The 26,088-nt window shown below is 72.5% G+C and carries 23 protein-coding genes and 1 pseudogene; 16 read left to right on the top strand and 8 right to left on the bottom strand.

Annotated elements, in window-relative coordinates; translation table 11 throughout:
- The first annotated feature begins 92 nt into the window (after nucleotides 1-92).
- From MVA48_RS04420 to MVA48_RS04410, 3 genes are all read left to right on the top strand, one after another.
- On the top strand, nucleotides 93-1,454 hold the full coding sequence (locus tag MVA48_RS04420) for a Mu transposase domain-containing protein (RefSeq protein WP_246985850.1): 1,362 nt from the start codon (nucleotides 93-95) through the stop codon (nucleotides 1,452-1,454).
- Entirely contained in the window at nucleotides 1,451-2,278 is an 828-nt protein-coding gene (gene istB / locus MVA48_RS04415; RefSeq protein WP_246985848.1) for an IS21-like element helper ATPase IstB, read from the top strand. Before MVA48_RS04420 ends, istB begins: the two co-directional genes overlap by 4 nt.
- A gap of 384 nt (nucleotides 2,279-2,662) precedes the next feature.
- Nucleotides 2,663-3,466, top strand: coding sequence for an IS110 family transposase (locus MVA48_RS04410; protein WP_256461123.1), 804 nt, complete (start codon nucleotides 2,663-2,665; stop codon nucleotides 3,464-3,466).
- A gap of 84 nt (nucleotides 3,467-3,550) precedes the next feature.
- On the opposite strand, the gene pntB is transcribed toward MVA48_RS04410, so the two are convergent.
- From pntB to MVA48_RS04400, 3 genes are read right to left on the bottom strand one after another with little or no spacing between them, the layout of a single operon-like run.
- Nucleotides 3,551-4,966, bottom strand: coding sequence for a Re/Si-specific NAD(P)(+) transhydrogenase subunit beta (gene pntB / locus MVA48_RS04405; RefSeq protein WP_246986237.1), 1,416 nt, complete (start codon nucleotides 4,964-4,966; stop codon nucleotides 3,551-3,553).
- A gap of 3 nt (nucleotides 4,967-4,969) precedes the next feature.
- Nucleotides 4,970-5,284 carry a proton-translocating transhydrogenase family protein gene (locus tag MVA48_RS23350; protein WP_256461122.1) on the bottom strand — a complete coding sequence of 105 codons (315 nt, stop codon included), beginning with the start codon at nucleotides 5,282-5,284 and terminating at the stop codon, nucleotides 4,970-4,972.
- Nucleotides 5,233-6,510, bottom strand: a complete 1,278-nt coding sequence (locus MVA48_RS04400) for a Re/Si-specific NAD(P)(+) transhydrogenase subunit alpha (RefSeq protein ID WP_256461121.1) — start codon at nucleotides 6,508-6,510, stop codon at nucleotides 5,233-5,235. The genes MVA48_RS23350 and MVA48_RS04400 overlap by 52 nt, the downstream gene beginning before the upstream one ends.
- Before the next feature lie 392 nt (nucleotides 6,511-6,902).
- On the opposite strand from MVA48_RS04400, the gene MVA48_RS04395 reads away from it, so the two are divergent.
- Complete coding sequence (locus tag MVA48_RS04395; protein WP_246986235.1) at nucleotides 6,903-7,055, top strand: hypothetical protein; 153 nt, start codon at nucleotides 6,903-6,905, stop codon at nucleotides 7,053-7,055.
- 16 nt (nucleotides 7,056-7,071) lie between these two features.
- Here the strand turns inward: MVA48_RS04395 and MVA48_RS04390 are convergent, their stop codons facing one another.
- Nucleotides 7,072-7,884, bottom strand: coding sequence for an N-acyl homoserine lactonase family protein (locus tag MVA48_RS04390; protein ID WP_246986233.1), 813 nt, complete (start codon nucleotides 7,882-7,884; stop codon nucleotides 7,072-7,074).
- Nucleotides 7,885-8,033: 149 nt separating this feature from the next.
- Between MVA48_RS04390 and MVA48_RS04385 the strand changes: the two genes are divergently transcribed.
- From MVA48_RS04385 to MVA48_RS04355, 7 genes and pseudogenes are all read left to right on the top strand, one after another.
- Nucleotides 8,034-9,119, top strand: coding sequence for a zinc-binding dehydrogenase (locus MVA48_RS04385; protein ID WP_246986231.1), 1,086 nt, complete (start codon nucleotides 8,034-8,036; stop codon nucleotides 9,117-9,119).
- Between the two features lie 26 nt (nucleotides 9,120-9,145).
- Complete coding sequence (locus MVA48_RS04380) at nucleotides 9,146-10,591, top strand: NAD-dependent succinate-semialdehyde dehydrogenase (protein WP_246986229.1); 1,446 nt, start codon at nucleotides 9,146-9,148, stop codon at nucleotides 10,589-10,591.
- A gap of 7 nt (nucleotides 10,592-10,598) precedes the next feature.
- Nucleotides 10,599-10,775: pseudogene (locus MVA48_RS23345) on the top strand (acyl-CoA synthetase); the annotation flags it as partial.
- A 74-nt stretch (nucleotides 10,776-10,849) separates the two neighbouring features.
- The gene (locus tag MVA48_RS23340) at nucleotides 10,850-12,154 is read left to right on the top strand and encodes an AMP-binding protein (protein WP_256461120.1); all 1,305 of its coding nucleotides are present in this window, start codon (nucleotides 10,850-10,852) and stop codon (nucleotides 12,152-12,154) included.
- Between the two features lie 168 nt (nucleotides 12,155-12,322).
- Nucleotides 12,323-13,294 carry a thiolase family protein gene (locus MVA48_RS04365; RefSeq protein WP_246986227.1) on the top strand — a complete coding sequence of 324 codons (972 nt, stop codon included), beginning with the start codon at nucleotides 12,323-12,325 and terminating at the stop codon, nucleotides 13,292-13,294.
- A complete protein-coding gene (locus tag MVA48_RS04360) occupies nucleotides 13,291-13,689 on the top strand; it encodes a Zn-ribbon domain-containing OB-fold protein (RefSeq protein ID WP_246986225.1) in 399 nt (132 codons plus the stop codon). Before MVA48_RS04365 ends, MVA48_RS04360 begins: the two co-directional genes overlap by 4 nt.
- Entirely contained in the window at nucleotides 13,686-15,770 is a 2,085-nt protein-coding gene (locus MVA48_RS04355) for an acetate--CoA ligase family protein (RefSeq protein ID WP_246986223.1), read from the top strand. Before MVA48_RS04360 ends, MVA48_RS04355 begins: the two co-directional genes overlap by 4 nt.
- 10 nt (nucleotides 15,771-15,780) lie before the next feature.
- Here MVA48_RS04355 and MVA48_RS04350 read toward each other — a convergent pair whose 3' ends face one another.
- The 4 genes from MVA48_RS04350 to MVA48_RS04335 all read right to left on the bottom strand — a co-directional run bounded on the left by MVA48_RS04350 (nucleotide 15,781) and on the right by MVA48_RS04335 (nucleotide 20,731).
- A complete protein-coding gene (locus MVA48_RS04350) occupies nucleotides 15,781-16,863 on the bottom strand; it encodes a glycerol dehydrogenase (RefSeq protein WP_246986221.1) in 1,083 nt (360 codons plus the stop codon).
- Nucleotides 16,864-16,878: 15 nt separating this feature from the next.
- The gene (locus tag MVA48_RS04345) at nucleotides 16,879-17,865 is read right to left on the bottom strand and encodes a transketolase family protein (protein ID WP_246986219.1); all 987 of its coding nucleotides are present in this window, start codon (nucleotides 17,863-17,865) and stop codon (nucleotides 16,879-16,881) included.
- Between the two features lie 19 nt (nucleotides 17,866-17,884).
- A complete protein-coding gene (locus MVA48_RS04340; protein ID WP_246986210.1) occupies nucleotides 17,885-18,730 on the bottom strand; it encodes a transketolase in 846 nt (281 codons plus the stop codon).
- 201 nt (nucleotides 18,731-18,931) lie between these two features.
- Entirely contained in the window at nucleotides 18,932-20,731 is a 1,800-nt protein-coding gene (locus MVA48_RS04335; protein WP_246986208.1) for a sigma-54-dependent Fis family transcriptional regulator, read from the bottom strand.
- Nucleotides 20,732-21,099: 368 nt separating this feature from the next.
- On the opposite strand from MVA48_RS04335, the gene MVA48_RS04330 reads away from it, so the two are divergent.
- The 5 genes from MVA48_RS04330 to MVA48_RS04310 are packed head-to-tail and all read left to right on the top strand — an operon-like array spanning nucleotide 21,100 to nucleotide 26,079.
- Nucleotides 21,100-22,737 (top strand): flavin-containing monooxygenase, encoded by a 1,638-nt coding sequence (locus MVA48_RS04330; RefSeq protein ID WP_246986206.1) that lies wholly within the window; start codon nucleotides 21,100-21,102, stop codon nucleotides 22,735-22,737.
- A 49-nt stretch (nucleotides 22,738-22,786) separates the two neighbouring features.
- Nucleotides 22,787-23,995 (top strand): acyl-CoA dehydrogenase family protein, encoded by a 1,209-nt coding sequence (locus MVA48_RS04325; protein WP_246986204.1) that lies wholly within the window; start codon nucleotides 22,787-22,789, stop codon nucleotides 23,993-23,995.
- Nucleotides 23,992-25,047: a phosphotransferase family protein gene (locus MVA48_RS04320; protein ID WP_246986202.1), complete on the top strand. Its 1,056-nt coding sequence runs from the start codon at nucleotides 23,992-23,994 to the stop codon at nucleotides 25,045-25,047. Before MVA48_RS04325 ends, MVA48_RS04320 begins: the two co-directional genes overlap by 4 nt.
- Nucleotides 25,040-25,294 carry a hypothetical protein gene (locus MVA48_RS04315; RefSeq protein ID WP_246986200.1) on the top strand — a complete coding sequence of 85 codons (255 nt, stop codon included), beginning with the start codon at nucleotides 25,040-25,042 and terminating at the stop codon, nucleotides 25,292-25,294. The genes MVA48_RS04320 and MVA48_RS04315 overlap by 8 nt, the downstream gene beginning before the upstream one ends.
- Nucleotides 25,291-26,079 carry an SDR family NAD(P)-dependent oxidoreductase gene (locus tag MVA48_RS04310; RefSeq protein WP_246986198.1) on the top strand — a complete coding sequence of 263 codons (789 nt, stop codon included), beginning with the start codon at nucleotides 25,291-25,293 and terminating at the stop codon, nucleotides 26,077-26,079. Before MVA48_RS04315 ends, MVA48_RS04310 begins: the two co-directional genes overlap by 4 nt.
- The last annotated feature ends 9 nt before the right edge of the window (nucleotides 26,080-26,088 follow it).

Genomic DNA, 26,088 nt, shown 5'->3' with positions numbered 1-26,088 from the left:
CCCCACCCGTGGAGCTCCGCCGAGACGGCGGGGGCTCCTCCGAGGATGGCGGTCTCTGACCACCGCACCACCTCGAAGGAGCCCTGCCTCTCATGCTCACACGGGAGGACGACATCGACGTGCACGCGCTACGTCGCCAGGGCTGGACGATCTCGGCGATCGCCCGGCACCTGGGTCGCGACCGCAAGACCATCCGCGCCTACCTGTACGGCCGCCAGGCCGGCAGCCGCGCCCCGGCCGGCCCGGACGAGTTCGGCCCGTTCGTCGACTACTGCCGCGCCCGGCTGACCGAGGACCCGCACCTGTGGGCGATGACCTTGTTCGACGAGGTCACCGGCCTGGGCTACGACCGGGCGTACTCCACCTTCACCCGCCAGTTGCGGGCCCGGGAGCTGCGCCCGGCCTGTGAGCCGTGCGCGCCGACGAAGGGCCGCCCGGCGGCGGTGATCGACCACCCGGCCGGGGAGGAGACCCAGTGGGACTGGGTCGAGCTTCCCGATCCGCCCGCCTCCTGGGCCGCCGCGGGCTACACCGGCAAGGCGTTCCTGCTGGTCGGGGCGCTGGCGCACTCCGGCCGCTGGCGTGGCGTGCTCTGCTCGAGCATGGAGCAGCCGGTCCTGATCGACGCCCTGCACCGTGTCTCGGTGGCCCTGGGCGGGCTGACCCGCAGCTGGCGGTTCGACCGGATGGCGACGGTCTGCCATCCCGCCTCCGGGAGGGTGAGCGCGTCGTTCGCCGCGGTCGCCAAGCACTACGGGGTCACCGTGGCTATCTGCCCGCCGCGGCGCGGCAACCGCAAGGGCGTGGTGGAGAAGGCCAACCACACCGCCGCCCAGCGCTGGTGGCGCACCCTGGGCGAGGACACCACGCCCGAGCAGGCGCAGGCCGGACTCGACGAGTTCTGCGCGACCCGCGGCGACGCCCGGCTCCGCACCCTCGGCGGCCGGCGGGGCACCGTCTCCAGCTTCCTCGCCGACGAGCGGCTCACGCCGCTGCCGGCGCCGTTCCCCGCCGCGCTCACCGTGGAGCGGAAGGTCTCCGCGCAGGCGCTGGTCGCCTTCCGCGGCAACTTCTACTCCGTCCCGTCGGAGCTGACCGGCACGACGGTGACCGTGGCCCACCGCCTCGGCGCCACCAGCATCGACATCAGCACCGGTCAGACCACCGGCCGGCTGCCGACGGTGGTGGCCCGCCACCGGCTGGCCGGCGACGGGGCCGGAGCGATGATCCGCGACTCGGTCCACGTGACCGCTCTGGAGACCGCCGCGCTGGCCGCGTTCACCACCGTCGCCCCGCACCGGAGCAAGCAGCGCATCCCACCCGGCCCCGCGGCCCAAGCGGCTGCCGACCACCTCCGCGAGAAGACCACGGGAACTCCTGCAGAGCCCGGCCGGGTCGTGATCGACCTGGCCGCCTACGACCGCGCCGCCCGAGGAAGGAACACCCTCCGATGACCACCCCACCGATCGAACCACGCACGAACCAGCAGGCCAGCGTCTACCAGCAACTCCGCGGTCACCTGGCCACCCTGAAGCTGCACGCCGCCGCCGAAGCACTCCCCGGCGTGCTCGACGCCGCTCGCGCCGAAGGCCTCAGTCTCACCGCCGCACTGGAACGTCTGCTGGCCCTGGAGGTCTCCGACACCGAGGCCCGCCGGCTGGCCGGCCGGCTCCGGTTCGCCTCGCTGCCCTCCCCGGCCAGCCTGGACGACTTCGACTACGACGCCGCCCCCGGAGTCGACCGGGCGCTCATCGCCGAGCTGGCGACCTGCCGCTACCTGGAGTCCGCGACGAACGTGCTGCTCATCGGCCCACCCGGAGTCGGTAAGACCCATCTGGCGGTCGGTCTTGCGCGGGCCTCCGCCCAAGCCGGCTACCGCACCTACTTCACCACCGCCGCCGACCTCGCAGCCCGCTGCCACCGCGCCGCCATCGAGGGCCGGTGGGCCACCACCATGCGGTTCTTCGCCGGACCCACCCTGCTGGTCATCGACGAACTGGGCTACCTCCCACTACCGGCCGAGGCCGCCTCCGCGCTGTTCCAGGTCGTCTCCCAGCGCTACGGCAAGACCTCGATCGTGCTGACAACCAACCGCGGAGTCGCCTCCTGGGGCGAGGTCCTCGGCGACACCACCGTCGCCGCCGCCATGCTCGACCGTCTCCTGCACCGCTCCGTCGTGCTCAACCTCGACGGCGACAGCTACCGGCTGCGCGACCACCACGCCCGCACCGACACTCTCCGCCGCGCCGCCACCGGCACCCGGCGACCGCTAACCTGACCACGCACCCGGGTGGGGACTTTCGATGAGCACCCCTGGGGAGATTCGGCGAGCGCCATCAACACCGTGGTTCTGGACCCGGCCGCCTGAGCAGAGCTGAAGAATTACTGCGGACGGGCTGCGCCCGCCCCGCGCTGACGCGCGCCTGCAACCACCTCATTCACGGGTCTGTAAAGGTCGCGATCTTGATCGCTGCCTGTAGGGATGAGAATCGCCTGGTCGTCCGGCGACGTCGGGTCACATTGGCGCGGGAGCGCCCGTAGAGGTGTATGGCGCGGGGTCCTCGGGTGCCTGTGATTGCTGCCGTAGAGCGCGTGGGTCTGTCTCCTGGCAGAGGGCCCTCCGGGCGACGCCTATCGGTGTCGACCAGGGGAGGGGTCCCAGGTGGAGCTGCTATTTGACCGGGTCGCCGGGCTGGATATCGGCAAGGCGAGCTTGAGCGTCTGCGTGCGCACGCCCGGGCCGAACGGCCGGCGGGTCAGCGAGGTGCGCACATATCCGACGATGACCCGCTCGCTGCAGGCGATGCGCAACTGGCTGCTCGAGCGCGGGGTGACGATCGCGGCGATGGAGTCGACCTCGACCTACTGGAAGGCGCCGTTCTACTGCCTCGAAGAAGTCATGACGACGTGGCTGCTCAACGCCGCGCACATCAAGGCCGTCCCCGGTCGCAAGACCGATGTCAGGGACGCGGAGTGGATCGCGCAGCTACTCGAGCACGGATTGCTCAGCCCGTCGTTCGTGCCTCCTCCAGAGATCCGCCGGTTGCGGATGCTCACTCGCTACCGCGTGCAGCTGATGGGCGATCGCACCCGGGACACGATCCGATTGGAGCTGATGCTGGAGGACGCCTCGATCAAACTCTCCTCAGTCGCCTCCAGCCTGACCACGACCTCGGCGCGGGCGATGCTGGGCGCGTTGATCGCCGGCGAGCAGGATTCCCGGGTCCTGGCCGAGCTGGCCAAGGGCAAGATGCGGATCAAGATTCCGCAGCTGGCCGAGGCGCTGACCGGGCACTTCGACGAGCAGCACGCGCAGCTGGCCCGGACCATGCTGCATCGCCTGGAGCTGATCGAGGCCGCGCTGACCGAGCTCGACGCGGTGATCGCTGCGGCGTGCCGGCCGTGGGCGCGCCAGCTGGAGCTGCTGCAGACCATTCCCGGAGTCGGGCGTCTCGTTTTGGCGTAGCTATCGCTTACACGTCGAGCGGGGAGCCTGCAGCAGGGTACTTGAAGCCGGTTCCGTGGCCCTACTAATCCCGGGGCTGTTCAATTATAGGGCTCCCAGGATGTCGTCGACGCGTTCGCGGGCGTCGCCGAAGAGCATGGCGGTGTTGTCGCGGAAGAAGAGTGGGTTCTGCACACCGGCGTAGCCGGAGGCCATGGAGCGCTTGAAGACGACGACGCGGTTGGCTTCCCAGACGCGCAGCACGGGCATGCCGGCGATCGGGCTGCTGGGGTCCTCGGTGGCGGCGGGGTTGACGGTGTCGTTGGCGCCGATGACCAGGACGACGTCGGTGGCGGCGAGGTCGTCGTTGATCTCGTCCATCTCCAGGACGATGTCGTAGGGCACCTTGGCCTCGGCGAGCAGCACGTTCATGTGTCCGGGCAGCCGGCCGGCGACGGGGTGGATGCCGAAGCGGACGTCGATGCCCTTGTCGCGCAGCGTGCGGGTCAGTTCGGCGACGGCGTTCTGGGCCTGGGCGACGGCCATGCCGTAGCCCGGGGTGATGACCACCGAGGATGCGTCACGCAGCAGGTCGGCGGTCTCGGCGGCGGTGATCTCGTGGTGCTCGCCGTAGTTGGTCTCGGTGGGGACCATGCCCTCGTTGCCGAAGCCGCCGGCGATGACGGAGAGGAACGAGCGGTTCATCGCCTTGCACATGATGTAGGAGAGGTAGGCACCCGACGAGCCGACCAGGGCGCCGGTGATGATCAGCAGGTCGTTGCCGAGCAGGAAGCCGGAGGCGGCGGCGGCCCAGCCGGAGTAGCTGTTGAGCATCGAGACGACGACGGGCATGTCGCCGCCGCCGATCGAGGCGACCAGGTGCCAGCCCAGGGCGAGTGCCAGCGCGGTGACGACCGCCAGCACCGCCACGTTGGGGGCGGCGACGAACCAGACGGTCAGCCCGGCGAAGGCGACCAGGGCGCCGAGGTTGAGCGCGTTGCGCCCGGGCAGCATCAGCGGGTTGGACTTGATCCGGGCGGAGAGCTTGAGGAATGCGACGATCGAGCCGGTGAAGGTGACCGCGCCGATGAACACGCCGATGACCACCTCGGCGGAGTGGATGCCCAGCAGCGACCCGGTCAGCCCGTGCGCCGCGGCCCCGGCCGCCCCTTGGGCCTCCACCTGCAGGTAGCCGTTCCAGCCCACCAGGACGGCGGCGATGCCGACGAAGCTGTGCAGCAGCGCGATCAGCTCGGGGATGCCGGTCATCTGCACCTTCGCGGCGCGCCACAGGCCGAGCACCGCGCCGACGGCCATCGCGATCAGCATCGCGGTCAGCCCGGCCGCGGTGATGCTGCGGGCGGCCAGCCCGACGGTGGCGACCAGGGCGATCGCCATGCCGGCGATGCCGTAGACGACGCCGGCCTTGGCCGACTCGTGCTTGGACAGCCCGGCGAGGCTGAGGATGAACAGCAGGGCGGCGACGATGTAGGCCGCCGAGGCGGCCGTGACGGCGGTCATGGGTCAGCTCCTGGTGAACATGCCGAGCATGCGGCGGGTCACGGCGAAGCCGCCGAAGACGTTGATGCTGGCGACCAGGATCGCGACGAACGCCAGCACGTTCACGACCGCGTCGCCGTGGCCGATCTGCAGCAGCGCCCCGACGACGATGATCCCGGAGATCGCGTTGGTCACGCTCATCAGCGGGGTGTGCAGCGCGTGGTGCACGTTGCCGATCACGTAGAACCCGACCACCACGGCCAGCGCGAACACCGTCAGGTGCTGGATCAGCGGGCTGGGGGAGAACCCGGTGAGCCCGAACAGCGCGGCCGCGGCCACGGCGACCAGGCCGAAGGAGCGGGCGGCGACGGCGCCCGCCGCGGCGTGCTCGGCGCCGGCTCGGCCGGGGCCGCCGCCGGTGCGGGCGCCGGGGTGGCCGAGACCTGCACCGGCGGCGGCGGCCACAACACCTCGCCGGCGCGGACGACGGTCATCGACCGCTGCACCACGTCGTCGAGGTCGAGCACCAGCTGCCCGTCCTTGCCCGGGGTGAGCAGGGTGAGCAGGTTGACCAGGTTGGTGCCGTAGAGCTGCGAGGCCTGCCCGGGCAGCCGCGCGGGCAGGTCGGTGTAGCCGATGATCGTCACGCCGTTGTCGGTGACCACCACCTCGTCGGGCACCGAGCCGGCGACGTTGCCGCCCTGCGCGGCGGCCATGTCGACGATCACCGATCCCGACTTCATGCTGGCCACCATCTGCTCGGTGAGCAGCCGCGGCGCCGGCTTGCCCGGGATCAGCGCGGTGGTGATCACGATGTCGACGTCGGCGGCCTGCTCGGCGTACATCGCCGCCGCGCGCCGGTGGTAGTCCTCCGACATCTCGCTCGCGTAGCCGGTGCCGCTGACCTGCTGCTCGGCGTCGGGCACCCCGACGTACTCCCCGCCCAGCGAGCGGATCTGGTCGGCCACCTCGGGCCGCACGTCGGTCGCCCGCACGATCGCCCCCAGGCTGGACGCCGCGCCGATCGCCGCCAGCCCGGCCACCCCGGCCCCGGCCACCAGCACCTTTGCCGGCGGCACCTTGCCCGCCGCGGTCACCTGCCCGGTGAAGAACCGGCCGAACGCGTGCGCGGCCTCCACCACCGCCCGATAGCCGGCGATGTTCGCCATCGACGAGAGCACGTCCAGCGACTGCGCCCGGCTGATCCGCGGCACCGCGTCCATCGCCAGCACCGTGATCGGCCGCGCCGCCAGCGCGGCCACCAGCTCCGGGTTCAGCGCCGGGCCGATCAGGCTGACCAGCGTCGCGCCGTCGCGCAGCAGCCCGATCTCCGCCTCCGAGGGCGCGTTCACGTGCAGCACCACCTCGGCAGCCCACGCCTGGCCGCGGGTGCCGATGCGCGCACCCGCCTCGACGTAGGCCTCGTCGGGAAAGCTGCTCCCCGCGCCCGCACCCGACTCGACCAGCACCTCGTAGCCCAGGGCGACGAGCCGGGTCACCGCGGCCGGCGTGGCCGCGACCCGCGTCTCCCGCGCACGGCTCTCGCCAGGCACTCCGATCAGCACGATGGCGCTCCTCTATGCACGTCGAGTACAGCGTAGCCTCGGGGTTGACGCGGCTGGATGACCTCGTCCATGAAGGCGCCCCGTCGAGAGCGGCTCGATCCCCGCCTCGCTCCGCTTCAACGGCCGTTCACTTCTCGACTGCCGCGCTCGTGGACGGATATGTTGCCAGGGACGGGCCTACGTGATGGTGGTGCGTGATTGCATCCGACATTTCGGGCGCCTTTATGGCGGCCTGTCTCTCCTGTCGCTCCGACTCACGGTCAATCGCGCGGTCGTCCTTGAGATACTTCGCCACCCACATCCGGCCGGCGCTTTCTGACATGTGACACAGTCCCGGAACCTGCGGGTATTGGGCGCACATGCTGCGTTGGCGACTGGCTGTGGACGGCGACGTGGAGTCTTCCCGCGCTGTGGCCCTGCCGGACAAGCCGATCGCCGCCCACTCCCGGCGGCTCTCCGCACCACAGCTGCCGCATGTCGTGCTGGCCGGCGGTGGGCTCGGCGCCCACCGCTCTTCACGGCTGTCGCACGAGCGACACCGGTAGTCGACGAGAATTGCCATCACTCGTGGCAGTAGGGCGCGTGCTTGAGGTCGGCCCAGTCGTCGGGATCGTGGGTGATCCACACGGTGGCGTCCTCCGCCTCCTGGATCCGCTTGATCCGCTGGAGCGTCTGCAGCGCCACGCGGGTGTCCCAGTCGATCGGGAAGTGGTACTCCTGCTCCAGCGCGGCCCGCAGGTGCACGGCGTCGCCGGTGAGCAGAAACGTCCGCGAGGCGAGCCGCACCTTCACGCTCAGCTCGCCCGGCGTGTGCCCCGGCATCGACAGCAGCACGATGCTGCCGTCGCCGAACAGGTCCATGTCGATGCCGGGCAGCTCCCGCCAGTCGAAGTTGCGGGTCCGCTCGATCTGGTCGGGCATGTAGCAGAACGCGGAGATCGGCGAGGGGTAGCGGGCGAACATCAGCTCGCCCTGGCCGATGTAGTGCTTCGCGTGGGGGAACAGGTGCGTGCCCCCGGCGTGGTCGAAGTGGAAGTGCGAGGCGACGACGTGGGTGACGTCGGTCAGCTTGTAACCCAGGGCCTCGATCTGCTTGTCCACCGCCTGGTCGGGCGTGCCGCTGATCCCGAGGCCGTCGGCCAGCTCCTGGCCGTACACCCCGACCGGGTCGACGATCGCCTCGGGCGCGATGCCGGTGTCGAACAGCACGAGCCCCTTCGGGTGCTCGATCAGGAACGACGGCATCGGGATCGTCATCATCCCGCTGAGGCCGTACATCAGCGTGTTGGCCTCCACCGTCAGGGTGGGGCAGTCGAGCGCCCACATCTTGCGGGCGAAACCCAGGGACATCGCGTCGTCCTTCCAGCCGGCCATGAGTGTCAGCACACAGTGGCCGGAACCGGCGCCGGGTCGTCGTCCCACTTTGCGACAGGGCCACGCGCACTGTCGCAATCTCGTACACGCCGACCCGGGATTCCTTCCGTTACATGGACCGCACACGTCCAGCGGCAGGGGAGAGGCACATGCCGACAGGCCAGATCGCGGCGCTCGTAGGTCCATCGACGGTCGAGGTGAAGACCTTCCCGCTGCCCGAGCCCGCCCCCGGCGCCGCGCTGCTCGCCGTGCGCCGCGCCAACGTTTGCGGCACCGACGTCCACCAGTGGCACTACGAGAGCGTGGCGCTGCGCAACAGCGGCCTCGGCCACGAGTTCGTCGGCGAGATCGTCGCCCTCGGCGACGGGGTCACCACCGACTTCGCCGGCGAGCCCGTCGCCGTCGGCGACCGGGTGGTGCCGGTCTACTACCTGACTTGCCACCGATGCCCGCCCTGCCTGCGCGCGGAGTTCAACCTGTGCCTGAACGGGCTCGCCGAGTGGATCATCCCGCCCGACGTCGCCCCGCACTTCCGCTCCGGCTTCGCTACCCACTACTACTTGCACCCCGGCCAATACTTCTACAAGGTCCCAGACGAGGTTGACGACGCCACGGTGGCCGGCGCCAACTGCGGCCTGGCGCAGATGCTCTTCGTCCTCGACCAGGTCGGCATCGAGGCCGGCGAGACCCTCGCCGTCCAGGGCGCGGGCGGGCTCGGCCTCTACGCCGCGGCCATCGCCGCCGAGCGCGGCGCCCGCGTCGTCGTGATCGACGGGGTGGCCGAGCGGCTGGAGCTGGCCCGCCGCTTCGGCGCCACCGACACCGTCGACCTCAGCGACCACCCCGAGCCCAAGGACCGCGTCGCCGCGGTGCAGGATCTCACCGGCGGCATCGGGGCCGACATGGTCCTGGAGGTCACCGGCGTGCCGGCGGCCTTCGTCGAGGCGGTCGAGCTGGCCCGGGTGGGCGGGCGGATCGCCTCGGTGGGCAACCTCAACGCCGCCGCGGAGGTGATCATGATCCCCGGGATCGTCACCCGCAAGAGCGTGCAGATCCACGGGGTGCTCCGCTACCACCCCTGGTACCTGCACAAGGCCGTCGCGTTCCTCGCCCGCCGCCAGCACCAGCACCCGTTCGACGCGCTCTCCGACCGGTCCTACCCGCTCGCCAACATCACCGACGCGCTCAAGGCCGGCGAGAGCCGCTCGGTCGCCCGCGTCGCGATCGTCCCCTGACCGCACCCCTACCAAGGAGGACTCCCGTGGAGATCCCCACCCAGCTGTTCCTGAACGGGCAATGGAGGGACGCCTCCGACGGCGCCGCCTTCGACGTGGTCAACCCCGCCACCGGCGAGGTCGTGGCCAAGGTGTCCGACGCCACCGCCGACGACGTCCGCGCGATGGTCGACGCGGCCGCCGCGGTGCAGGACTCCTGGGGCGCCACCCCGGCCCTCGACCGCGCCGTGATCATGCGCCGCGCGACGGCGATCTTCACCGAGCGAATCGACGAGCTCGCCCGGCTGCTCAGCCTCGAGCAGGGGAAGCCGCTGGAGCAGGCTCGCGGCGAGTGGCAGTACGGCATCGGCTTTATCGACTGGTTCGCCGAGGAGGCCCGCCGCATCCATGGCAGCACCATCCCAGCCACCACCGCGGCCAAGCGGATCATCACCATCCGCCAGCCGATCGGCGTCACCGCCTGCGTCACGCCGTGGAACTTCCCGGCGCTGCAGATCCTCCGCAAGCTCGGCGCCGCCCTGGCCGCCGGCTGCTCGATGATCGTCAAGCCCGCCGAGCTGACCCCGCTGTCGGCGCTGGAGATCGCCCGCGTGTTCGCCGACGCCGGGCTGCCCCCCGGCGTGCTGCAGGTGGCCACCGCCTACGACCCGGTCAAGGTCAGCGAGGTGTTCATGGCCGACTCGCGGGTGCGGGGCATCTCCTTCACCGGCTCCACCGAGGTCGGCAAGATCCTCATGCGCGGCGCCGCCGACACCGTCAAGCGGGTCTCGCTGGAGCTGGGCGGCCACGCCCCCTTCATCGTCTTCCCCGACGCCGACATGGACCTGGTCATCCGCGAGGCGATGGCGGTCAAGCTGCGCAACATGGGCCAGACCTGCGTCTCGGCCAACCGGTTCTTCATCCACCAGGACGTCGCCGACGAGTTTGAGAACCGCCTCGCGACCGAGTTCGAGAAGCTCGTCGTCGGCAACCCCCTGGAGGCCGGCGTCGACGTCGGGCCGTTGGTCGAGGAGGCGGCCGTGGTCAAGGTCGAGGCGCACGTCGCCGACGCCCTCGAGCACGGCGCCGAGGTGGTCCTGGGCGGCAGCCGGGCGCAGACCTCGTCGGGCAGCGAGCTGTTCTTCCAGCCCACCGTCATCCGCAACGCCGACGACACCATGCTGCTCGCCCGGGAGGAGACGTTCGGGCCGGTCGCGCCGATCTTTCCCTTCCGCGACGAGGATGAGGTGATCCGCCGGGCCAACGACTCCGACTACGGGCTGTCGGGCTACTTCTTCACCCGCGACCTGAACCGGGCGATCCGGGTCGCCGAGCGGCTGGAGTACGGCACGGTCGGCGTCAACGACGCCAGCATCTCCGCCGTCCAGGCCCCCTTCGGCGGGGTCAAGCAGTCCGGCATCGGCCGCGAGGGCGGCCCGCTGGGCGTCGACGAGTACCTCGACACGAAGTACCTCTCCGTCGGCGGGCTGTGAGGCCCGGGTGGCCGACTTCACCTTCACCGAGTTGACGCCGACGCAATTCCTCACCCGCGCGGCGGAGGTCTACGGCGAGCGGCTCGCCGTCGTCGACGGCGACCTCCGGCTCAGCTACGCCGACTTCCGCCGGCGGTGCGAGGCGATGACCGGTGTGCTGGCCGAGCTCGGGATCGGGCCTGGCGACCGGGTGGCGGTGCTGGCCACCAACAGCCACGTCATGCTCGAGATGCACAACGCCGTGCGCTGCGCGGCGCGGTGCTGGTGCCGCTCAACATCCGGCTGTCGAAGGCCGAGATCGCGCACATCCTCGACCACTCCGGCGCCACGCTGCTGGTGCTCACCGAGGAGTTCGCCGAGATCGGCCAGGCGGTGGCGACCGAGCGCGGCATCCCGGTGCTGCTGGCCGGCCCCGACGGGGACTATGAGGCCCGGCTGGCCGACGCCGGGCCGGCGCTGGTGCCGTGCACCGACGAGCGGGGCCTTCTGGGGATCAACTACACCAGCGGCACGACCGGCCGCCCCAAGGGCGTGATGACCCATCACCGTGGCGCCTACCTGCAGAGCCTCGCGCTGATGGTGCACAGCCGGATGGACGCCGGATCGGTCTACCTGTGGACTTTGCCGATGTTCCACTGCAACGGCTGGTGCATGACCTGGGGCGTCACCGGCATCGGCGGCACGCACGTCTGCCTGCGCAGGATCGACCCGGAGCGGATCTGGCAGCTGCTGCGCACCGAGGGCGTCACCCACTTCAGCGCCGCCCCCACGGTGCTCACCATGATCGCCGGGGCGCAGGGCGCGGCCGGCCCGGAATTCGAGCGGCGGATCGCCGTGCAGACCGGCGGCGCCCCGCCGTCCCCGACGCTGCTCGGCCGGCTGGACCGGCTCGGCATGGACGTCACCCACCTCTACGGGCTGACCGAGACGTTCGGACCGATCGCGATCAACGACTGGCAGTCGCAGTGGGACGAGCTCGACGCCGACACCAAGGCGGCGCTGCGCGCCCGGCAGGGGGTGGGCAACGTCATCGCCGATCCGCTGCGGGTCGTGGACGGCGACGGCAAGGATGTGCCTCGCGACGCCACCACGATCGGGGAGATCGTGGCCCGCGGCAACGACGTGATGCTCGGCTACTACTCCGACGCCGAGGCCACCGCCGCGGTCACCGTCGACCGCTGGTTCCGCACCGGCGACCTGGCCGTGCACCACCCCGACGGGTACGTCGAGATCCGGGACCGCGCCAAGGACATCATCATCACCGGCGGGGAGAACGTGGCCTCGGTCGAGGTCGAGCGGGTGATCGACGCCCACCCCGACGTGCTCGAGTCGGCCGTCGTCGGCCGGCCCGACGACAAGTGGGGCGAGGTGCCCATCGCCTTCGTCACCGTCCGGCCCGGCGCCACCGTCACCGCCGACGACCTGGTCGCCCACGTGCGCCAGCACCTGGCGGGCTTCAAAGTGCCCCGCCAGATCCGGTTCACCGAGCTGCCCAAGACCTCCACCGGCAAGATCCAGAAGCAGGCGCTGCGCGACCCCGAGCAGTCGGGCACCGGTCCGTGACCGCCCAGCTGACCGGTGTGGGCGTGACCGCGTTCGGCCGGCAGCCGGGCCGCGACTCGCTCGACTGGCAGTGCGCCGCCGCCGAGCTGGCCCTGGCCGACGCCAGGGTGGACGCCGACCAGGTCGACGCCGTCCTGGCCGGGCTACTCCACGGTCGCCGGCCATCTGATGCCGGCCGACCTGTTCGCCGAGCGCTTCGGCGTGCGCCCGGCCACCGCCTTCGGCATGAGCGTCGGCGGTGCGACCGGGCTGGCGATGCTGGTGCAGGCCGCGCGGCTGGTGCAGACCGGGACCGCCCGGCACGTGCTCGTCGTGGCCGGGGAAAACCGGGCCAGCGGCCAGTCGCGGCAGACCTCCACCGCCGTGCTGGCCCAGGTGGGGCACGCCGATTACGAGGTGCCGCTCGGCGGGACCGTCCCCGCGTACTACGCGCTGCTGGCCTCGCGATACCTGTGGAGCCACGGGCTGAGCCCCGACGGGCTAGCCGCGCTGCCGGTGCAGATGCGCCGCCACGCCGGGCGCAAGCAGGGCGCCCAGTTCCAGAAGCCGATCACCGTCGAGGACGTCCTCGCCTCGCGCCCGGTCGCCGAGCCGCTCCGGCTGCTCGACTGCTGCCCGGTCTCCGACGGGGGTGCGGCGTTCGTCGTCTCCGCCGCGCCGACCTCCGACCGCTCGCTGACCATCGCCGGTACCGGGCAGGCGCACCGCCACCAGCACCTGTCCGCGCTCGACCCGGCCGACACCGGCGCCGCGCGGGCCGCCCGCGGCGCACTAGCCGAGGCCGGCCTCGGCTGGGACGACATCACCGTCTACGGCATCTACGACAGCTTTTCGATCACCGTGGCGCTGCTGCTGGAGGAGCTTGGGCTGGTGCCCGAGGGTCGCGCCGGCGCCTACGCCTCCGCCGGCGCCTTCGAGATCGACGGCCGCTACCCGATGAACACCCACGGCGGCCTGCTCTCCTACGGCCACTGCGGCGTCGGCGGCGGCATGGCGCACGTCGCCGAGGTCGCCGCGCAGCTGCGGCACGAGCGCGGCGCCAGCCAGGTGGCCTCCTGCCACGCCGGTTACGTGCACGCCGACGGCGGCGTGCTCTCGGCGCACGTCGGCGTCGTGCTTCGCCGCGGCGGTGGCCCATGAGCGCCGCGACGCCGGTGGACTGGACCCGGGGCGAGCCGCGGCTGGTCGTGACGCGCTGCGACCGGTGCGGCGCGCGGTGGTACCTGCCCCGCGAGCGCTGCCCGAACTGCGGCAGCCGCGAGGCCACCCCTTCGGCCGCCGGCGGCGGCGGCCTGTGCGTCGCGGTGACCCGCCTGCACGCCTCGGCCCAGCCGGCGGAAACTGCGCCGCTGGGCCTCGTGCTCGTCGAGCTCGACGAGGGGCCGCTGGTGATGGGTCGCATGCGCGACGACGCGCTGGCCCCCGGGGACCGCGCTCGGGTCGTCTTCCTGCCCGATTCCGGGGACGGCGATCCCGCCCGACCCGGGGACACCTCCCTGCTCGTCCCGAGCTTCGCCCGAGAAGGATCAACATGAGCACCCCCCGCGCCAGCCTCGACTTCTTCCACCGCCCCTCCTCGGTCGCGGTCGTCGGTGCCTCCGACGACACCGAGAAGATCGGCGGCCGGCCGCTGCGCTACATGCGCGAGTTCGGTTTCGCCGGGCGGGTCGTCCCGGTCAACCCCCGGCGGGACACCGTGCAGGGCCTGCCCGCGGTCCCGTCGCTGCAGGACTCCCCGGTGGTCCCCGACGTCGCGCTCATCGCCGTGCCCGGCGCCGCCGCCGTCGAGGCGGTGGCCACCGCCGCCGACATGGGCGTGCCGGGCTGCGTGGTAATGTCCTCCGGCTTCGCCGAGACGGGCACCGCCGAGGGGGAGCGGCTGCAGGCCGAGCTGCTGGGACACGCCCGCCGCAGCGGCATGCGCATCGTCGGCCCCAACTCCCAAGGGCTGGCCACCTTCTCCTCCGGTGCGGTGCTCGGCTTCTCCACGCTGTTCACCGAGGAGCCTCCCGAGGACGGCCCGGTCGGCATCGTCAGCCAGAGCGGTGCGCTGGCCTCGGTGCCCTACGGCATCCTCCGCCGCCGCGGCATCGGGGTGCGGTACGTGCACGGCACCGGCAACGACGCCGACGTCTCGGCCGCCGAGCTGGCCGCGGCCGCCATCGACGACCCCGAGCTGAAGCTGCTGCTGCTGTACCTGGAGAACGTCGCCGACCCCGAGTCGCTAATAGCGCTGGGGGAGAAGTCCCGCCGCAACGACACCCCGGTCGTCGCGCTCGTCGGCGGCCGCAGTGCCGGCGGCAGCCGTGCCGCCGCCTCGCACACCGGGGCGCTGGCCACCGAGCGGCGAGTGCTCGACGCGTTCTTCGAGCGGGTGGGCATCTGGCAGGTGCACAGCGTGCGCGAGCTGGTCGCCGCCAGCGAGCTGTACCTGCGCGACTGGCGGCCGCGGGGGAACCGGCTGGCCGTGGTGAGCAACTCGGGTGCGGTCTGCGTGCTGGCCGCCGACGCCGCCGAGGACGAGGGGCTGCCGCTCGCCGAGCTGGCCCCCGACACCGTCGAGGGGCTGAAGCGGGAGCTCCCGGCCTTCGCCGCCACCGGTAACCCGGTCGACGTGACCGCCGCGCTGCTCACCGACAGCACCATCTTCGGCCGGGTGCTGCCCATCCTGGGCGCCGACCCGAACGTCGACGCCTGTCTGCTGGCGATCCCGGTCGCCGGCCGCGGCTACGACGTCGAGCAGTTCGCGAGCGACGCCGCGGCCTTCGCCGCCTCCGGCACCCCGTTGGTGCTCGCGGTGCCGCAGCCGAACGTGGCCGAGCCGTTCGTCCGGACCGGGCTGCCGGTCTTCGAGGAGGAGTCCGGCGCCGTCGCCGCGCTCGGGCAGTACCTGGCCCACCGCCGGCGGATGGCGCGCGCCGACGGCCTGCCCCGGCCGGCGGTTGGCCCCCGCGAACCGCTCCACCCGCGCCAGCTCAACGAGGCCGACAGCCTCGCGGCGCTCGCCGAGCTGGGCGTGCCGGTGGTGGCGCACGAGTTCGTGCCGGACCCGGCGCAGGTGGCGGGCGCGTTCACCCGGCTGGGCGTGCCCTCGGTCGTGGTCAAGGGCAGCACCAGCGAGACCGGGCACAAGTCCGAGCTCGGCCTGGTGCAGCTGCGCCGCTCCTCGCCCGCCGAGGCCCGCGCCGCCGCGGAGGAGATCGCCGCGTCGGCGGAGCGGCACGGCGTCGCGCTCGACGGCTTCCTCGTCGCCCCCATGGTGGCCGGCCTGCATGAGGTGCTGATCGGTGCCAGCCTCGACCCGGTGTTCGGGCCGGTGATGGTGGTCGGCGCCGGCGGAGTGTACGTCGAAGCGATGTCCGACACCCGGGTGTTGCTCGCGCCGTGCACGCCGGAGGAGGTGCACGAGGCCATTGCGCAGCTGCGGATGGCGCCGGTGCTGGCCGGCTTGCGCGGGCAGCCGGCCGCCGACGTCGACGCCTGGGTGAAGGCCGTCGTCCGGGCCTCCGAGGTGCTCGCCGACGCGGCCTCGCCGATCGCCGGGTTCGACGCCAACCCGGTCATGCTGCTGCGCCACGGCGCCGCCGCCGTCGACGCGGTCGTTCTGCGTCGCTGATCCCGGGCGGCTACCCGAGCGCCTCGACGGCGAGGATCGCCCCGGCCACCAGCTCCTCGGTGGCCGGCACGGTCAGGTTCGCCAGGTGCGGGGCGGTCATCGTGATCCGGGCGATGTCGCGCACCTCCTCGGCGGTCGGCGCGGGCATGCCCAGCTGCGCCAGCCCGGTCGGCAGCCCGACGCCGACCAGGAAGCCGCGGAGCTCGGCCACCTCGGCGGCCGGCGCACCCTCGGCCACGCGCTGGACCAGCGTCGCCCACGCCACCTGCTCGCCGTGCATGGCCTCGCGCGCTCCCCGCGCTCGCATCAGCCCGCGGGTCAGCGAGTGCGCCAGCGACAGCCCGCCGTTCTCGAAGCCCAGCCCGCTGAGCAGCACCACCGCCTCGACGACGGCCTCCAGCGCGTCGTCGACAGCGCCGCGCTCGCAGGCCGCCAGCCCGGCGACCGCGGAGGCCTGCAGCACGTCGTAGCAGGCGTCGGCGAGCACCGAGCCAATCGCCAGGGGCCGGGTGCCCAGCGCGGTCACGCCCGTGCCGGCGCGGCAGGCAGCGGCCTCGAACTTCTTGGCCACCGCGTCACCGATGCCCGAGCGCAGGAAGGCCACCGGGGCGGCGGCGACCAGTGCGGTGTCGACCACGACGGCGTGCGGGTTGGCCGGCAGCCGGTCAACCGCGACCAGCCGGTGCGCCCCGTCGTACATGGCGATTGCGGCGCTGGTCGGGCTGTCGTTGGAGGCCACCGACGGCACCGTCACCACCGGCAGCCCGAGCCGCAGTGAGACCGCCTTCGCCGCGTCGAGCGCCTTGCCGCCGCCGATGCCGACGACGATGCCGGCGCCGGCCGCACCGGCCGAGGCGGCGAGCTCGTCGGCCGCCGCCGCGGTGATCTCACCGGGCAGCTCCAGGACGGCGGGGGCCAGGCCGGCCTCCGAGAGGACGCCGGCCACCCGCGCGCCGAGCAGCTCGCGGACGTAGGGGTCGGTGACCACCAGCGGGTGCTCCCCGTAGGGCGCCAGCACGCCGGGCAGCGCGTCGAGCGCGCCGGGCCCCTGGATGTACCGCAGCGGCGCGGCGAACATCCGCAGCCGGGTCATCTCACGGGCCGTCTCTCAGGTGCCGTCGACCAGCGCGCGCACCATGCGCGGCAGGTCCAGGCCGTACTTGGCCTCCAGGTACTCCTGCGAGCCGCACTCGAAGAACTCGTCGGCCAGGCCGACCCGCAGCACCGGCCGCAGCAGCCCGGCGTCGAACATCGCCTCGGTCACCAGGGTGGCCAGGCCCCCCGTGGTCTTGTGGTTCTCGGCGACCACCAGGCGGTCGAAGCGGCCGGCGAAGTCGAGCACCGCCTCGGTGTCGAACGGCTTGATCGTGGGCACGTGCAGCACCCCCGCCCGCACCCCGTCGCGCTGCGCCCGCCGGGCGGCCTCGAGCGCGCGGGCGGTCATGTAGCCGGTCGAGATCACCCCCACCCCGCTGCCCTCGCGCAGCAGCGCCGCCTGGCCCGGCACGAACCGGTAGTCGGGGCCGAGCTCGACCGGCACGTTGCCGCGCAGCAGCCGCACGTAGACGGTGCCGGGGATGTCGGCGACCGCGCGGACCACCTGCCGCAGCTCGGTGGCGTCGCACGGGTCGATCACCGTCAGGTCGGCGATGCCCCGCACCATGTTCAGGTCCTCGGTGGCCTGGTGCGTGGCGCCGTAGCCGTTGAGCAGGCCGGGCATGCCCGCGAAGATCTTCACGTCGGCCATCGAGTGCGCGCAGGCGATGGCGACGAAGTCGTAGGCGCGCCGGGTGACGAACACCGAGTACGTGGTGCAGTAGGCGATCTTGCCGGTCTTGGCCAGCCCGGCCGCGGTCAGGATGAGGTTCTGCTCGGCCATGCCGACGTTGAAGAACCGCTCGGGGTGGGCGTCGCGGAAGGGCAGGACGTCGCTGTAGCGGGCCATGTCGGCGGTGAGCGCGACGATCTCCGGCCGCTCGGCCCCCAGCGCCGCGAGCTCGGTACCGAACGGGGCCAGCTCGGTCACCCGGTCGGGCACCTCGACGAGCTCGCCCATGCCCCGGGTCTGCCCGAAGACGGCCGTGTCGTGGTTCACCGTGTCTCCGACAACCATGTCACCGGCCACGGGAGGCCTCCAGCTCGTCCATCAGGTCCGCCCACTCGGCGTCGGTCACCCGCACGAAGTGCGCCCGCGGCCGGTCGACCAGGCTGGGCACGCCGCAGCCGGGGGTGGTGCGCAGCACGATCGCCTTCGGCCGGCCGTCCCTGGCCCGGCACGCCTGCAGCGCGTCGACCAGGGCCTGCATGTCGTTGCCGTCGATCTCCTGCGTGGTCCAGCCGAACGCGGTGAACTTGTCCGCGACCGGCTCGATCGCGACCGTCACCGGGCCGTCGGCCTGGATGCCGTTGCAGTCGACCAGCGCGACCAGGTTGTCGCAGCCGAACGTGGCCCCGCCCATCGCCGACTCCCACGTCGACCCCTCGTCCAGCTCGCCGTCGGAGAGCTCGACGAACACCCGGGCCGGCGACCCGTCGAGGCGTAGCCCCAGCGCCATGCCCACGCCCTGGCCCAGCCCGTGCCCCAGCGAGCCGCCGACGATCTCCACGCCGGGGGTGGTGTCGAAGGTGCTCATCGGCAGCCGCGAGCCGTTGAGCCCGTAGGTGGGCAGCTCGGCGGGGTCGAGGTAGCCGGCCTCGGCGAGCACCGCGTACATGGCGATCGAGTAGTGGCCGGTGGAGAGCAGGAACCGGTCGCGGTCGGGCCAGTCGGGACGCGCCGGGTCGTGCCGCAGCTCGGAGAAGTACAGCGCCGCCAGGACGTCGGCGATCCCCAGCCCCTGGGCGATGTAGCCCTCGCCCTTGCCGCGGGTCATCTCCATCATCGACCGGCGCAGCGCGTGGGCCTTGTCCCGCAGCGCCAGGACGTCGACCGCCGCGGGCGCGGCAGAGGTCGTGGACATGCCGTCCAGGCTGGTCGCCGGGCGAGGTTGCGCGCTGTGCCAGATTGCGACAAGCCGGGAGGCACCCGCCCGGACACTTGCCGAGGCGTCCCCGGCCGGGCTCGACGGGTTGCTCTGCGGACAGTCGCGCTGTGAGTTCAGTGGGACTCACAGCGCGACACCCGCGGGAGGTCTCCCCGCGCGCGCAGCGCAGGCGCCCGGTCAGAAGTACTGCTTGTCCGGGTCCAGCCGGTAGGCCTGCAGCTTGCGGTACAGCGTCGACCGGGAGATGCCGATGGCCTGCGCCGCGGCGACCTTGTTGCCGTTGTGCTGCTTCAGGGCGCCGAGGATCGCGGAGAGCTCGAGTTCCTCGATGGCCGACAGGTTGCGCTTGCGACTGGAGCCCTGCAGGTCCAGCGGCAGGTGCTCCGGCCGGATCTCCGGGCCCGGGCAGGTGGAGATCAGGCCCCGGATGGTGGCGTCCAGCTGGCGCAGGTTCCCCGGCCACGGCGCTCGCATCAGGTAGCGCAGCGCCGCGGAGGAGAAGTGCAGCTGCCGCGGCCCGCGGTGCTTCTCCAGCAGGGCCAGCGCCGTCGGGGCGATGTCCTCCGACCGGTCGCGCAGCGGCCGCAGGGTCACCCGTCCGACGCCGACGGTGTCCACCAGGCGCCGCAGCCCCGGCGTGGTGGCATCGGTGGGGGTCAGCGTCGCGATGATCCGCGGCGGCGCGGGCTGCTCGTCCAGCTCCTCGAGCAGCGACGCGGTGGCGGCGGCCGCCTCGGAGGGGAGGGTCTCCACGTGGCGGACGACGAGGGCCTCCGGGCGGCCGTCGATCTCCCGGCGCAGCTCGGTGAGGAACCGGCCGGCGCCCTCGGCCGACCCGGCCGCGGCATCGACGACGGCCACCTTGTCGGCCGGCACCTGCGCCGACTCCAGCACCGCCCGGGCGAGCGCGAACTTGCCCACCCCGGCCTCGCCCTCGATCAGGATCGGCACGCCCTTGGAGGCCAGCCGGGTGGCGTGCGCGGTGGCCTGCATCAGCGCGGGGCTCTTGCCGGGGAGCGTGACCGGCCGTCGTGGCGTCGCCGCGGCGGTGAAGTCGTCGGGGACCGTGCGGTAGAGGTCGAACTCCACCAGCGCGCCGATGACCGTGCCGTCCCGCTCGACCGGCGTGCACCGGGTGATCCGGAAGCGGTCGGTGGCCAGCCCGAGCTCCTCGGCGCGGCCCCGCGAGCCCAGCGCCACACCCCGGACGTACTCCCACAGCACGGCCCGGTCGACGCCCTCGAGCAGGTCGGTCACCCGGGGCCCGGCCATGAAGATGTCCTGGCCGATCGCGGCGATCGGGGCGCGGCGGGCGCCGATCGCGACGAGATAGGCGTCGAGCAGCAGCCGCTCGTCGGTGCTGGCCTGCGCCAGCAGCCGGGACTCCACCTCCTGGGCGGTGCTGGTCATCAGCGGCGTCAGGAGCGGGTTGTGCGACGTCGCCCGGCAGTTCATCGTGATGACGCCCTCGAGCCGGCGGGTGATCGGGTGGTGCACCGGAACGCCCACGCAGGTGAACGGCCGCAGGGTGTCGGCCAGGTGCTCCGGCCCGGTGATCTGGATGGCGCGGTCGACCTCGATCACCGTGCCCACGCCGTTGGTGCCGATGACCTCCTCGCTGACGCAGAAGCCGGCGTCGGAGTTGATCCGGTCCATCTGCGACAGGATCCCGGCGTCGGACACCCATCGCTCTACCACGACCGCTTCGTGGTCGGACAGCAGCACCCCCGCGTCGAGCCCGGACAGCTCCTCGGCCAGCCGGGACAGGACGGGGTTGGCGGCCAGGCGGAGCGCGGCGCGAGCGTGGTGCTCCCCGCGGAACTCGAGGGACGGATTGGCCACCCCGGCTCCGCTGAGCAGCGAGCGCTTCCAGGACTGGAGCACCTGCGGGCGGACCGACTTCGCCAGGTGCTCCGGAATGACCCCGCTGGCCAGCAAGTGCTCGCGCGCGGCGTCGACCTGTCGCAGCGTCGCCATGGACTGCACCTCCCAGAACGAGTGGACCCCGCGGTGCCCGGCCCTCTCCCAGCATCCAACGGCACCGTGACGCGAATTACAGTCCCCCGCTGGCCTGATCGGCGGGTGTCGCAATCTGACACACCCCGCCGGACGGCCGAACGCCGCTGTTCCACCGTCCCAGACTCGCCTCAGCTGCCCAGATCGCGACCGCCAGGAGAGTCGCGGGACCACCGCGTCGCCGTTCGCCGTCGGTCCCGGGCCGAGCGCCGGCCCGTCCCGCCGTCCCGAAATGGGACAACGAGGGGAGCGGTGACCCCGCTCACGATGGGGGCCGCGCCGGAGGTCGATCGACGCCGCGCACGGACAACCAGGAGGGACTACCAGCGATGAGCGACGAGGCGCAGACGCGCGGCGAACTCACAGTGGTGGACGCGATCGTGGTCGGGTCGGGCTTCGCCGGGCTCTACAGCATCCACAAGCTGCGGAACGAACTCGGTCTCACGGTCCAGGCGTTCGACAACGCCGGCGACGTGGGCGGCACGTGGTACTGGAACACCTATCCGGGGGCCCGCTCCGACACCGAGGTGAACGCGTACTGCTACTCCTTCGACAAGGAGCTCTTCCACGAGTGGAAGTGGAGCGAGCGCTACCCGGAGAAGCAGGAGATCCGGGCCTACCTCCGGCACGTGGCCGACAAGTACGACCTGCGCCGCAGCATCCTGTTCAACACTCAGGTCGAGAGCGCCACTTGGGACGAGGAGAACCAGCGCTGGCTGGTCACCGCCAACGCCGTCACCTACGCCGCGCAGTTCCTCGTCGAGGCGGTCGGGCTGCTGTCGGCCACCAAGGTTCCGCACTTCCCCGGCCAGGAGCGGTTCCGCGGCGAGATCTACCACACCGCGCGCTGGCCGCACGAGGACGTCGACCTGTCCAGCAAGCGGGTCGGAGTCATCGGCACCGGTTCCAGCGGCATCCAGGTGATCGCCGAGATCGCCCACCAGGTGCACTCCCTCACCGTCTTCCAGCGCACCCCGCAGTGGGTGGTCCCGTCGAAGCACCGGCCGATCTCTCCGGGGCTGCTGCAGGCCATCGAAGATGACTACGAGGGCTACTGGCGCGACGTGCTGTACTCGACGACGGCGTTCGGGTTCAAGGAGAGCGACATCTCCGCCGAGAGCGTCTCGCCCGAGGAGCGCGAGGCCGCCTTCGAGAAGCAGTACGAGGACGGCGGCGGCTTCCAGTACATGTTCGCCGCGTTCAACGACGTGGCGACCAGCCGGGTGGCCAACAAGGCGGCGACCGACGTCATCGCGAAGAAGATCCGCGAGACGGTCAAGGACCCGAAGGTGGCCGAGCTGCTGACGCCCAAGGACCTCTACGCGAAGAGGCCGCTGTGCTGCGACAACTACTACGAGACCTACAACCGGGACAACGTCGAGCTGGTCGACGTCAAGAGCGACCCGATCGCGGAGATTACCGAGACCGGCATCCGCACCGAGTCGGGCCGGCACATCGAGCTCGACGTGATCGTGCTGGCCACCGGTTTCGACGCCGTCTCGGGCAACCAGCTCAAGATCCACCACGAGGGCCGCAATGGGGTGACGCTGCGCCAGGCCTGGCACGACCGTCCCCGCACCTACCTCGGCCTGATCAGCCACGGGTTCCCGAACCTGTTCATGATCTACGGGCCGATGGGGCCGTTCACCAACCAGCCCCCGCTGCACGAGGCGCAGGTGAACTGGGTCGCGGGGGTGATCGAGCACGTGCGGAACAAAGACCTCGGGTCGATCGAGCCGACGCTCGAGGCGCAAAACGCCTGGATCGCCGAGTGCGACGAGATCGCGAACCAGACCCTGTTCGCCGAGGTCAACTCGTGGATCAACGGCTCGAACATCCCGGGCAAGCCGGTCACCAACATGTTTTTCATGGCTGGCAGCGGGGTCTACCTGGACCGGCTGCAGGACGAGGTGGACACCGACTACCGGGAGAACTTCGTGCTCGGGCGCAGCTCCGTCCCGGCGTGACCGCGCGGCCCGTGGCGCCAGGCCACTTCTGTCCGGAGGAGGGTGTCCGGTGACCGTGGACCCGGCGCCGCGGGCCGAGGTGGAGCAGCTCACCGCGCGGACCGCGGAGTTCGTGCGGGAGGAGGTGCTGCCGATCGAGGACGCCGCCGGCGGTGACATCGAGGCCGCCGGCGGTGACGACCTGCGCCGCCGGCTGCAGGTCATGGCCCGCGACCGCGGCCTGCTCAGCCCGCACGCCCCGGTCGAGTTCGGCGGGTTGGGCCTCGGCATGGTCGACCGGGCGCCGGTGTTCGAGGCGGCGGGGGAGTCGCTGTTCGGCCCGCTGGCACTCAACATCGCCGCCCCCGACGAGGGCAACGTCCACCTGCTGGCGCACGTGGCCACCCCCGAGCAGAAGGAGCGCTACCTGCGGCCGCTCGTGGCCGGGGAGCAGCGCTCGGCGTTCGCCATGACCGAGCCCGCGCCGGGGGCCGGCTCCGATCCGGCGGCGCTGCGCACCGAGGCGGTGAAGGTCGCCGGGGGCTGGCGGCTCAGCGGCCGCAAGTGGTTCATCACCGGCGCCGACGGTGCCGGGTTCTTCATCGTCATGGCCCGTACCGGCGGCCGGCCGGGCGACGCCTTCGGGGCGACGATGTTCCTGACCCAGGCCGACGCGCCCGGCATCGAGGTAGGCCGGCACATCCGGACGCTGGACCGCTCCATGGTGGGCGGCCACTGCGAGGTGGTCCTCACCGACCTGTTCGTGCCCGACGACGGCGTGCTGGGCCAGGTGGACGCCGGCTTCGCCAACGCGCAGGTGCGGCTCGGACCGGCCCGGATGACCCACGTGATGCGCTGGCTGGGGGCCGCCCGCCGCGGGCACGAGGTGGCACTACGGCACGTGGCCGAGCGCGAGGCGTTCGGCGCGCGGCTGGCCGACCTGGGCATCATCCAGCAGTTGATCGCCGACAACGAGATCGACATCGCCGCCACCCGCGCCCTGCTGGTGCAGGCCTGCTGGGAGCTGGACCAGGGGCGCCGCGCGTCGACCGCCACCTCGATCGCCAAGACCTTCGCCGCCGAGGCGATCGGCCGGATCGTGGACCGGGCCGTGCAGATGTGCGGTGGCCCGGGCGTCTCCGAGGACCTGCCGCTGGCGCGGCTGACCCGCGAGGTGCGCCCGTTCCGCATCTACGACGGCGCATCGGAGGTGCACCGCTGGGCGATCGCCCGCCGCGCCGTCTCGGCGGCCGCGCGCGGGCGGGAGCGCTCGCCGTGAGCGATCCCATCGCCGCGACGCGCGACCCGGCCGGCACGGATCTCACCGAGCAGCAGCTGGCCGGGCTGCGGGCGTTCCTGGTCGACTGCGGGGAGAGCCCGCGCGGGCCGCTGACGGCGACGCTGCTGGCCGGCGGCCGGTCCAACCTGACCTACCGGCTGCGCGACGACGTCCGGTCGTGGGCGCTGCGCCGGCCCCCGCTGGGCGGCGTCATCGAGTCCGCCCACGACATGGTGCGCGAGTACCGGGTGGTGGCGGCCCTGGGGCCGACCGGCGTGCCGGTGCCGCGGGCGGTCGGCTGCGACGCGACCGGAGCGGTGATCGGCGCGCCCGCCGCGATCGTCGACTTCGTCGCCGGGCGCACGGTGCGCAGCCGGGCCGACCTGGCGGGGTGGACCGACGCGGACGTCGCCGCCTGCGCCACGGCGCTAGTCGAGGTGCTGGTGCGGCTACACAAGGTCGATCCGGCCGCCGTCGGTCTCGGCGACTTCGGCCGCCCCGGCGGGTACGCCGCGCGGCAGCTGCGCCGCTGGTCGCGGCAGTGGACCGAGATGGGCGCCACCGACCCGCGCGCGGAGCGGCTCGCCGCCGACCTCGGCGCCCGGCTGGTCGACCAGGACCGCTCGGGCGTCCTGCACGGCGACTTCCGGGTGGACAACACCATCCTGGCCGACGACGACCCGGGTGCCGTGCGCGCCCTGGTCGACTGGGAGCTGTCGACGCTGGGCGACCCGGTGGCCGACGTCGCGCTCATGTGCGCCTACCGCCACCCAGCGCTCGACGGCGTGCTCGGCATCGAGGCCGCCTGGACCAGCGATCGGTTCCCGCCGGTGGAGGAGCTCCGGGCGATGTACGAGGAGCGGGCCGGCCGGGCGCTCCCGCACTGGCACTTCCACCTGGCGCTGGCGTTCTACAAGCTGGCCGTGATCGCCGAGGGCATCGCCTACCGGCACCGCCTGGGCGCCACGGCGGGCGAGGGGTACGAGGGGGTCGCGGCGACGGTGCCGGTGCTGCTCGAGGCCGGCCTCGAGGTGGTGGGCCGGCGTGACTGAGCGCGCCGTGCTGGTCGACGCCACGAACGCCGAGGAGTCGGGCAGCGGGGTGACCGCGACGGCGCTCGCGCCCGGCTACGTCGACACCGACATGTCGGGCTGGATGCGCGACTGCATCCCCGCCGAGCGGATGATCCCGGTGGACGACGTGGTGGCGCTGGTGGAGGCGGTCGTCGGGCTCTCGGCGCGCTCGGTGGTCCCCCGCGTGGTCATCAGCCGGGCGGGCACGTCCGGGTACATCGCGTGAGCGCCCGCCACACGGCCCTGGTCACCGGCGCCGGGCGGGGCCTCGGCCTGGCCATCAGCCGGCGCCTGGTCGACGACGGCTGGCGCGTCGTGCTGGGAGACGTGGACGAGGCCCTGGTGCGGGAGGCCGCCGCCGGGTTGTCCGGTGACGCCTCGGTAGCCCTCCCGGTGCGGATGGACGTCACCCACGACGAGTCCGTCGCGGCCGCCGTCGCCGCGGCCGGGAGAGACGGCGGCGGGGACGGCAGGCTGGACGCGCTGGTCAACAACGCCGGCATCCTCTCCCGGCAGCCCGCCGAAGAGTTCGACACCGGACAGTGGGAGCGGGAGCTCGCGGTCAACCTCGGCGGTGCCATGCGCTGCAGCCGGGCCGCCTACCCCTACCTGCGGCGCTCGGCCGCCGCCTCGATCGTCAACCTGGCCTCGGTCGGGTCGACCTTCGGCCTGCCCGAGCGGCTGGGGTACAGCACCGCCAAGGCCGGCGTGGTAGGGCTGACCCGCACGCTGGCCGCCGAGTGGGGACGCCGCGGCATCCGGGTCAACGCGGTCGCCCCGGGTTACATCGAGACCCCCATGATGCTGTCGGGGTTCGACACCGGAGCCCTCGACCGCGACCGGCTGCTCGACCGGACCCCGCTGGGACGCTTTGGCCGCCCCGACGAGGTGGCCGCCGCCGTCGCGTTCCTCGTCTCCGACCAGGCCTCCTTCGTCACGGGCGCCGTCCTGCGGGTCGACGGCGGCATCACCATCGACGGCAGCTTCTCCCGCGGGAACACCGGCCCCTGAGCTGCCTGT

The organism is Blastococcus sp. PRF04-17, from assembly GCF_023016265.1.
Classification (GTDB): Bacteria; Actinomycetota; Actinomycetes; order Mycobacteriales; family Geodermatophilaceae; genus Blastococcus_B.
This window is presented reverse-complemented; position numbering and strand designations above follow the sequence as displayed.

What these genes read in the sequence shown, in the direction of transcription:
- MVA48_RS04335 (WP_246986208.1), bottom strand. Translation starts at nt 20,731, where the DNA reads ATGGCGACGCTGCGACAGGTCGACGCCGCGCGCGAGCACTTGCTGGCC.
- MVA48_RS04350 (WP_246986221.1), bottom strand. Translation starts at nt 16,863, where the DNA reads ATGACCCGGCTGCGGATGTTCGCCGCGCCGCTGCGGTACATCCAGGGG.
- MVA48_RS04390 (WP_246986233.1), bottom strand. Translation starts at nt 7,884, where the DNA reads ATGGCCGGCTGGAAGGACGACGCGATGTCCCTGGGTTTCGCCCGCAAG.
- MVA48_RS04330 (WP_246986206.1), top strand. Translation starts at nt 21,100, where the DNA reads ATGAGCGACGAGGCGCAGACGCGCGGCGAACTCACAGTGGTGGACGCG.
- MVA48_RS04385 (WP_246986231.1), top strand. Translation starts at nt 8,034, where the DNA reads ATGCCGACAGGCCAGATCGCGGCGCTCGTAGGTCCATCGACGGTCGAG.
- MVA48_RS04340 (WP_246986210.1), bottom strand. Translation starts at nt 18,730, where the DNA reads ATGTCCACGACCTCTGCCGCGCCCGCGGCGGTCGACGTCCTGGCGCTG.
- MVA48_RS04420 (WP_246985850.1), top strand. Translation starts at nt 93, where the DNA reads ATGCTCACACGGGAGGACGACATCGACGTGCACGCGCTACGTCGCCAG.
- MVA48_RS04365 (WP_246986227.1), top strand. Translation starts at nt 12,323, where the DNA reads ATGCCGGCCGACCTGTTCGCCGAGCGCTTCGGCGTGCGCCCGGCCACC.
- MVA48_RS04360 (WP_246986225.1), top strand. Translation starts at nt 13,291, where the DNA reads ATGAGCGCCGCGACGCCGGTGGACTGGACCCGGGGCGAGCCGCGGCTG.
- MVA48_RS04355 (WP_246986223.1), top strand. Translation starts at nt 13,686, where the DNA reads ATGAGCACCCCCCGCGCCAGCCTCGACTTCTTCCACCGCCCCTCCTCG.
- istB (WP_246985848.1), top strand. Translation starts at nt 1,451, where the DNA reads ATGACCACCCCACCGATCGAACCACGCACGAACCAGCAGGCCAGCGTC.
- pntB (WP_246986237.1), bottom strand. Translation starts at nt 4,966, where the DNA reads ATGACCGCCGTCACGGCCGCCTCGGCGGCCTACATCGTCGCCGCCCTG.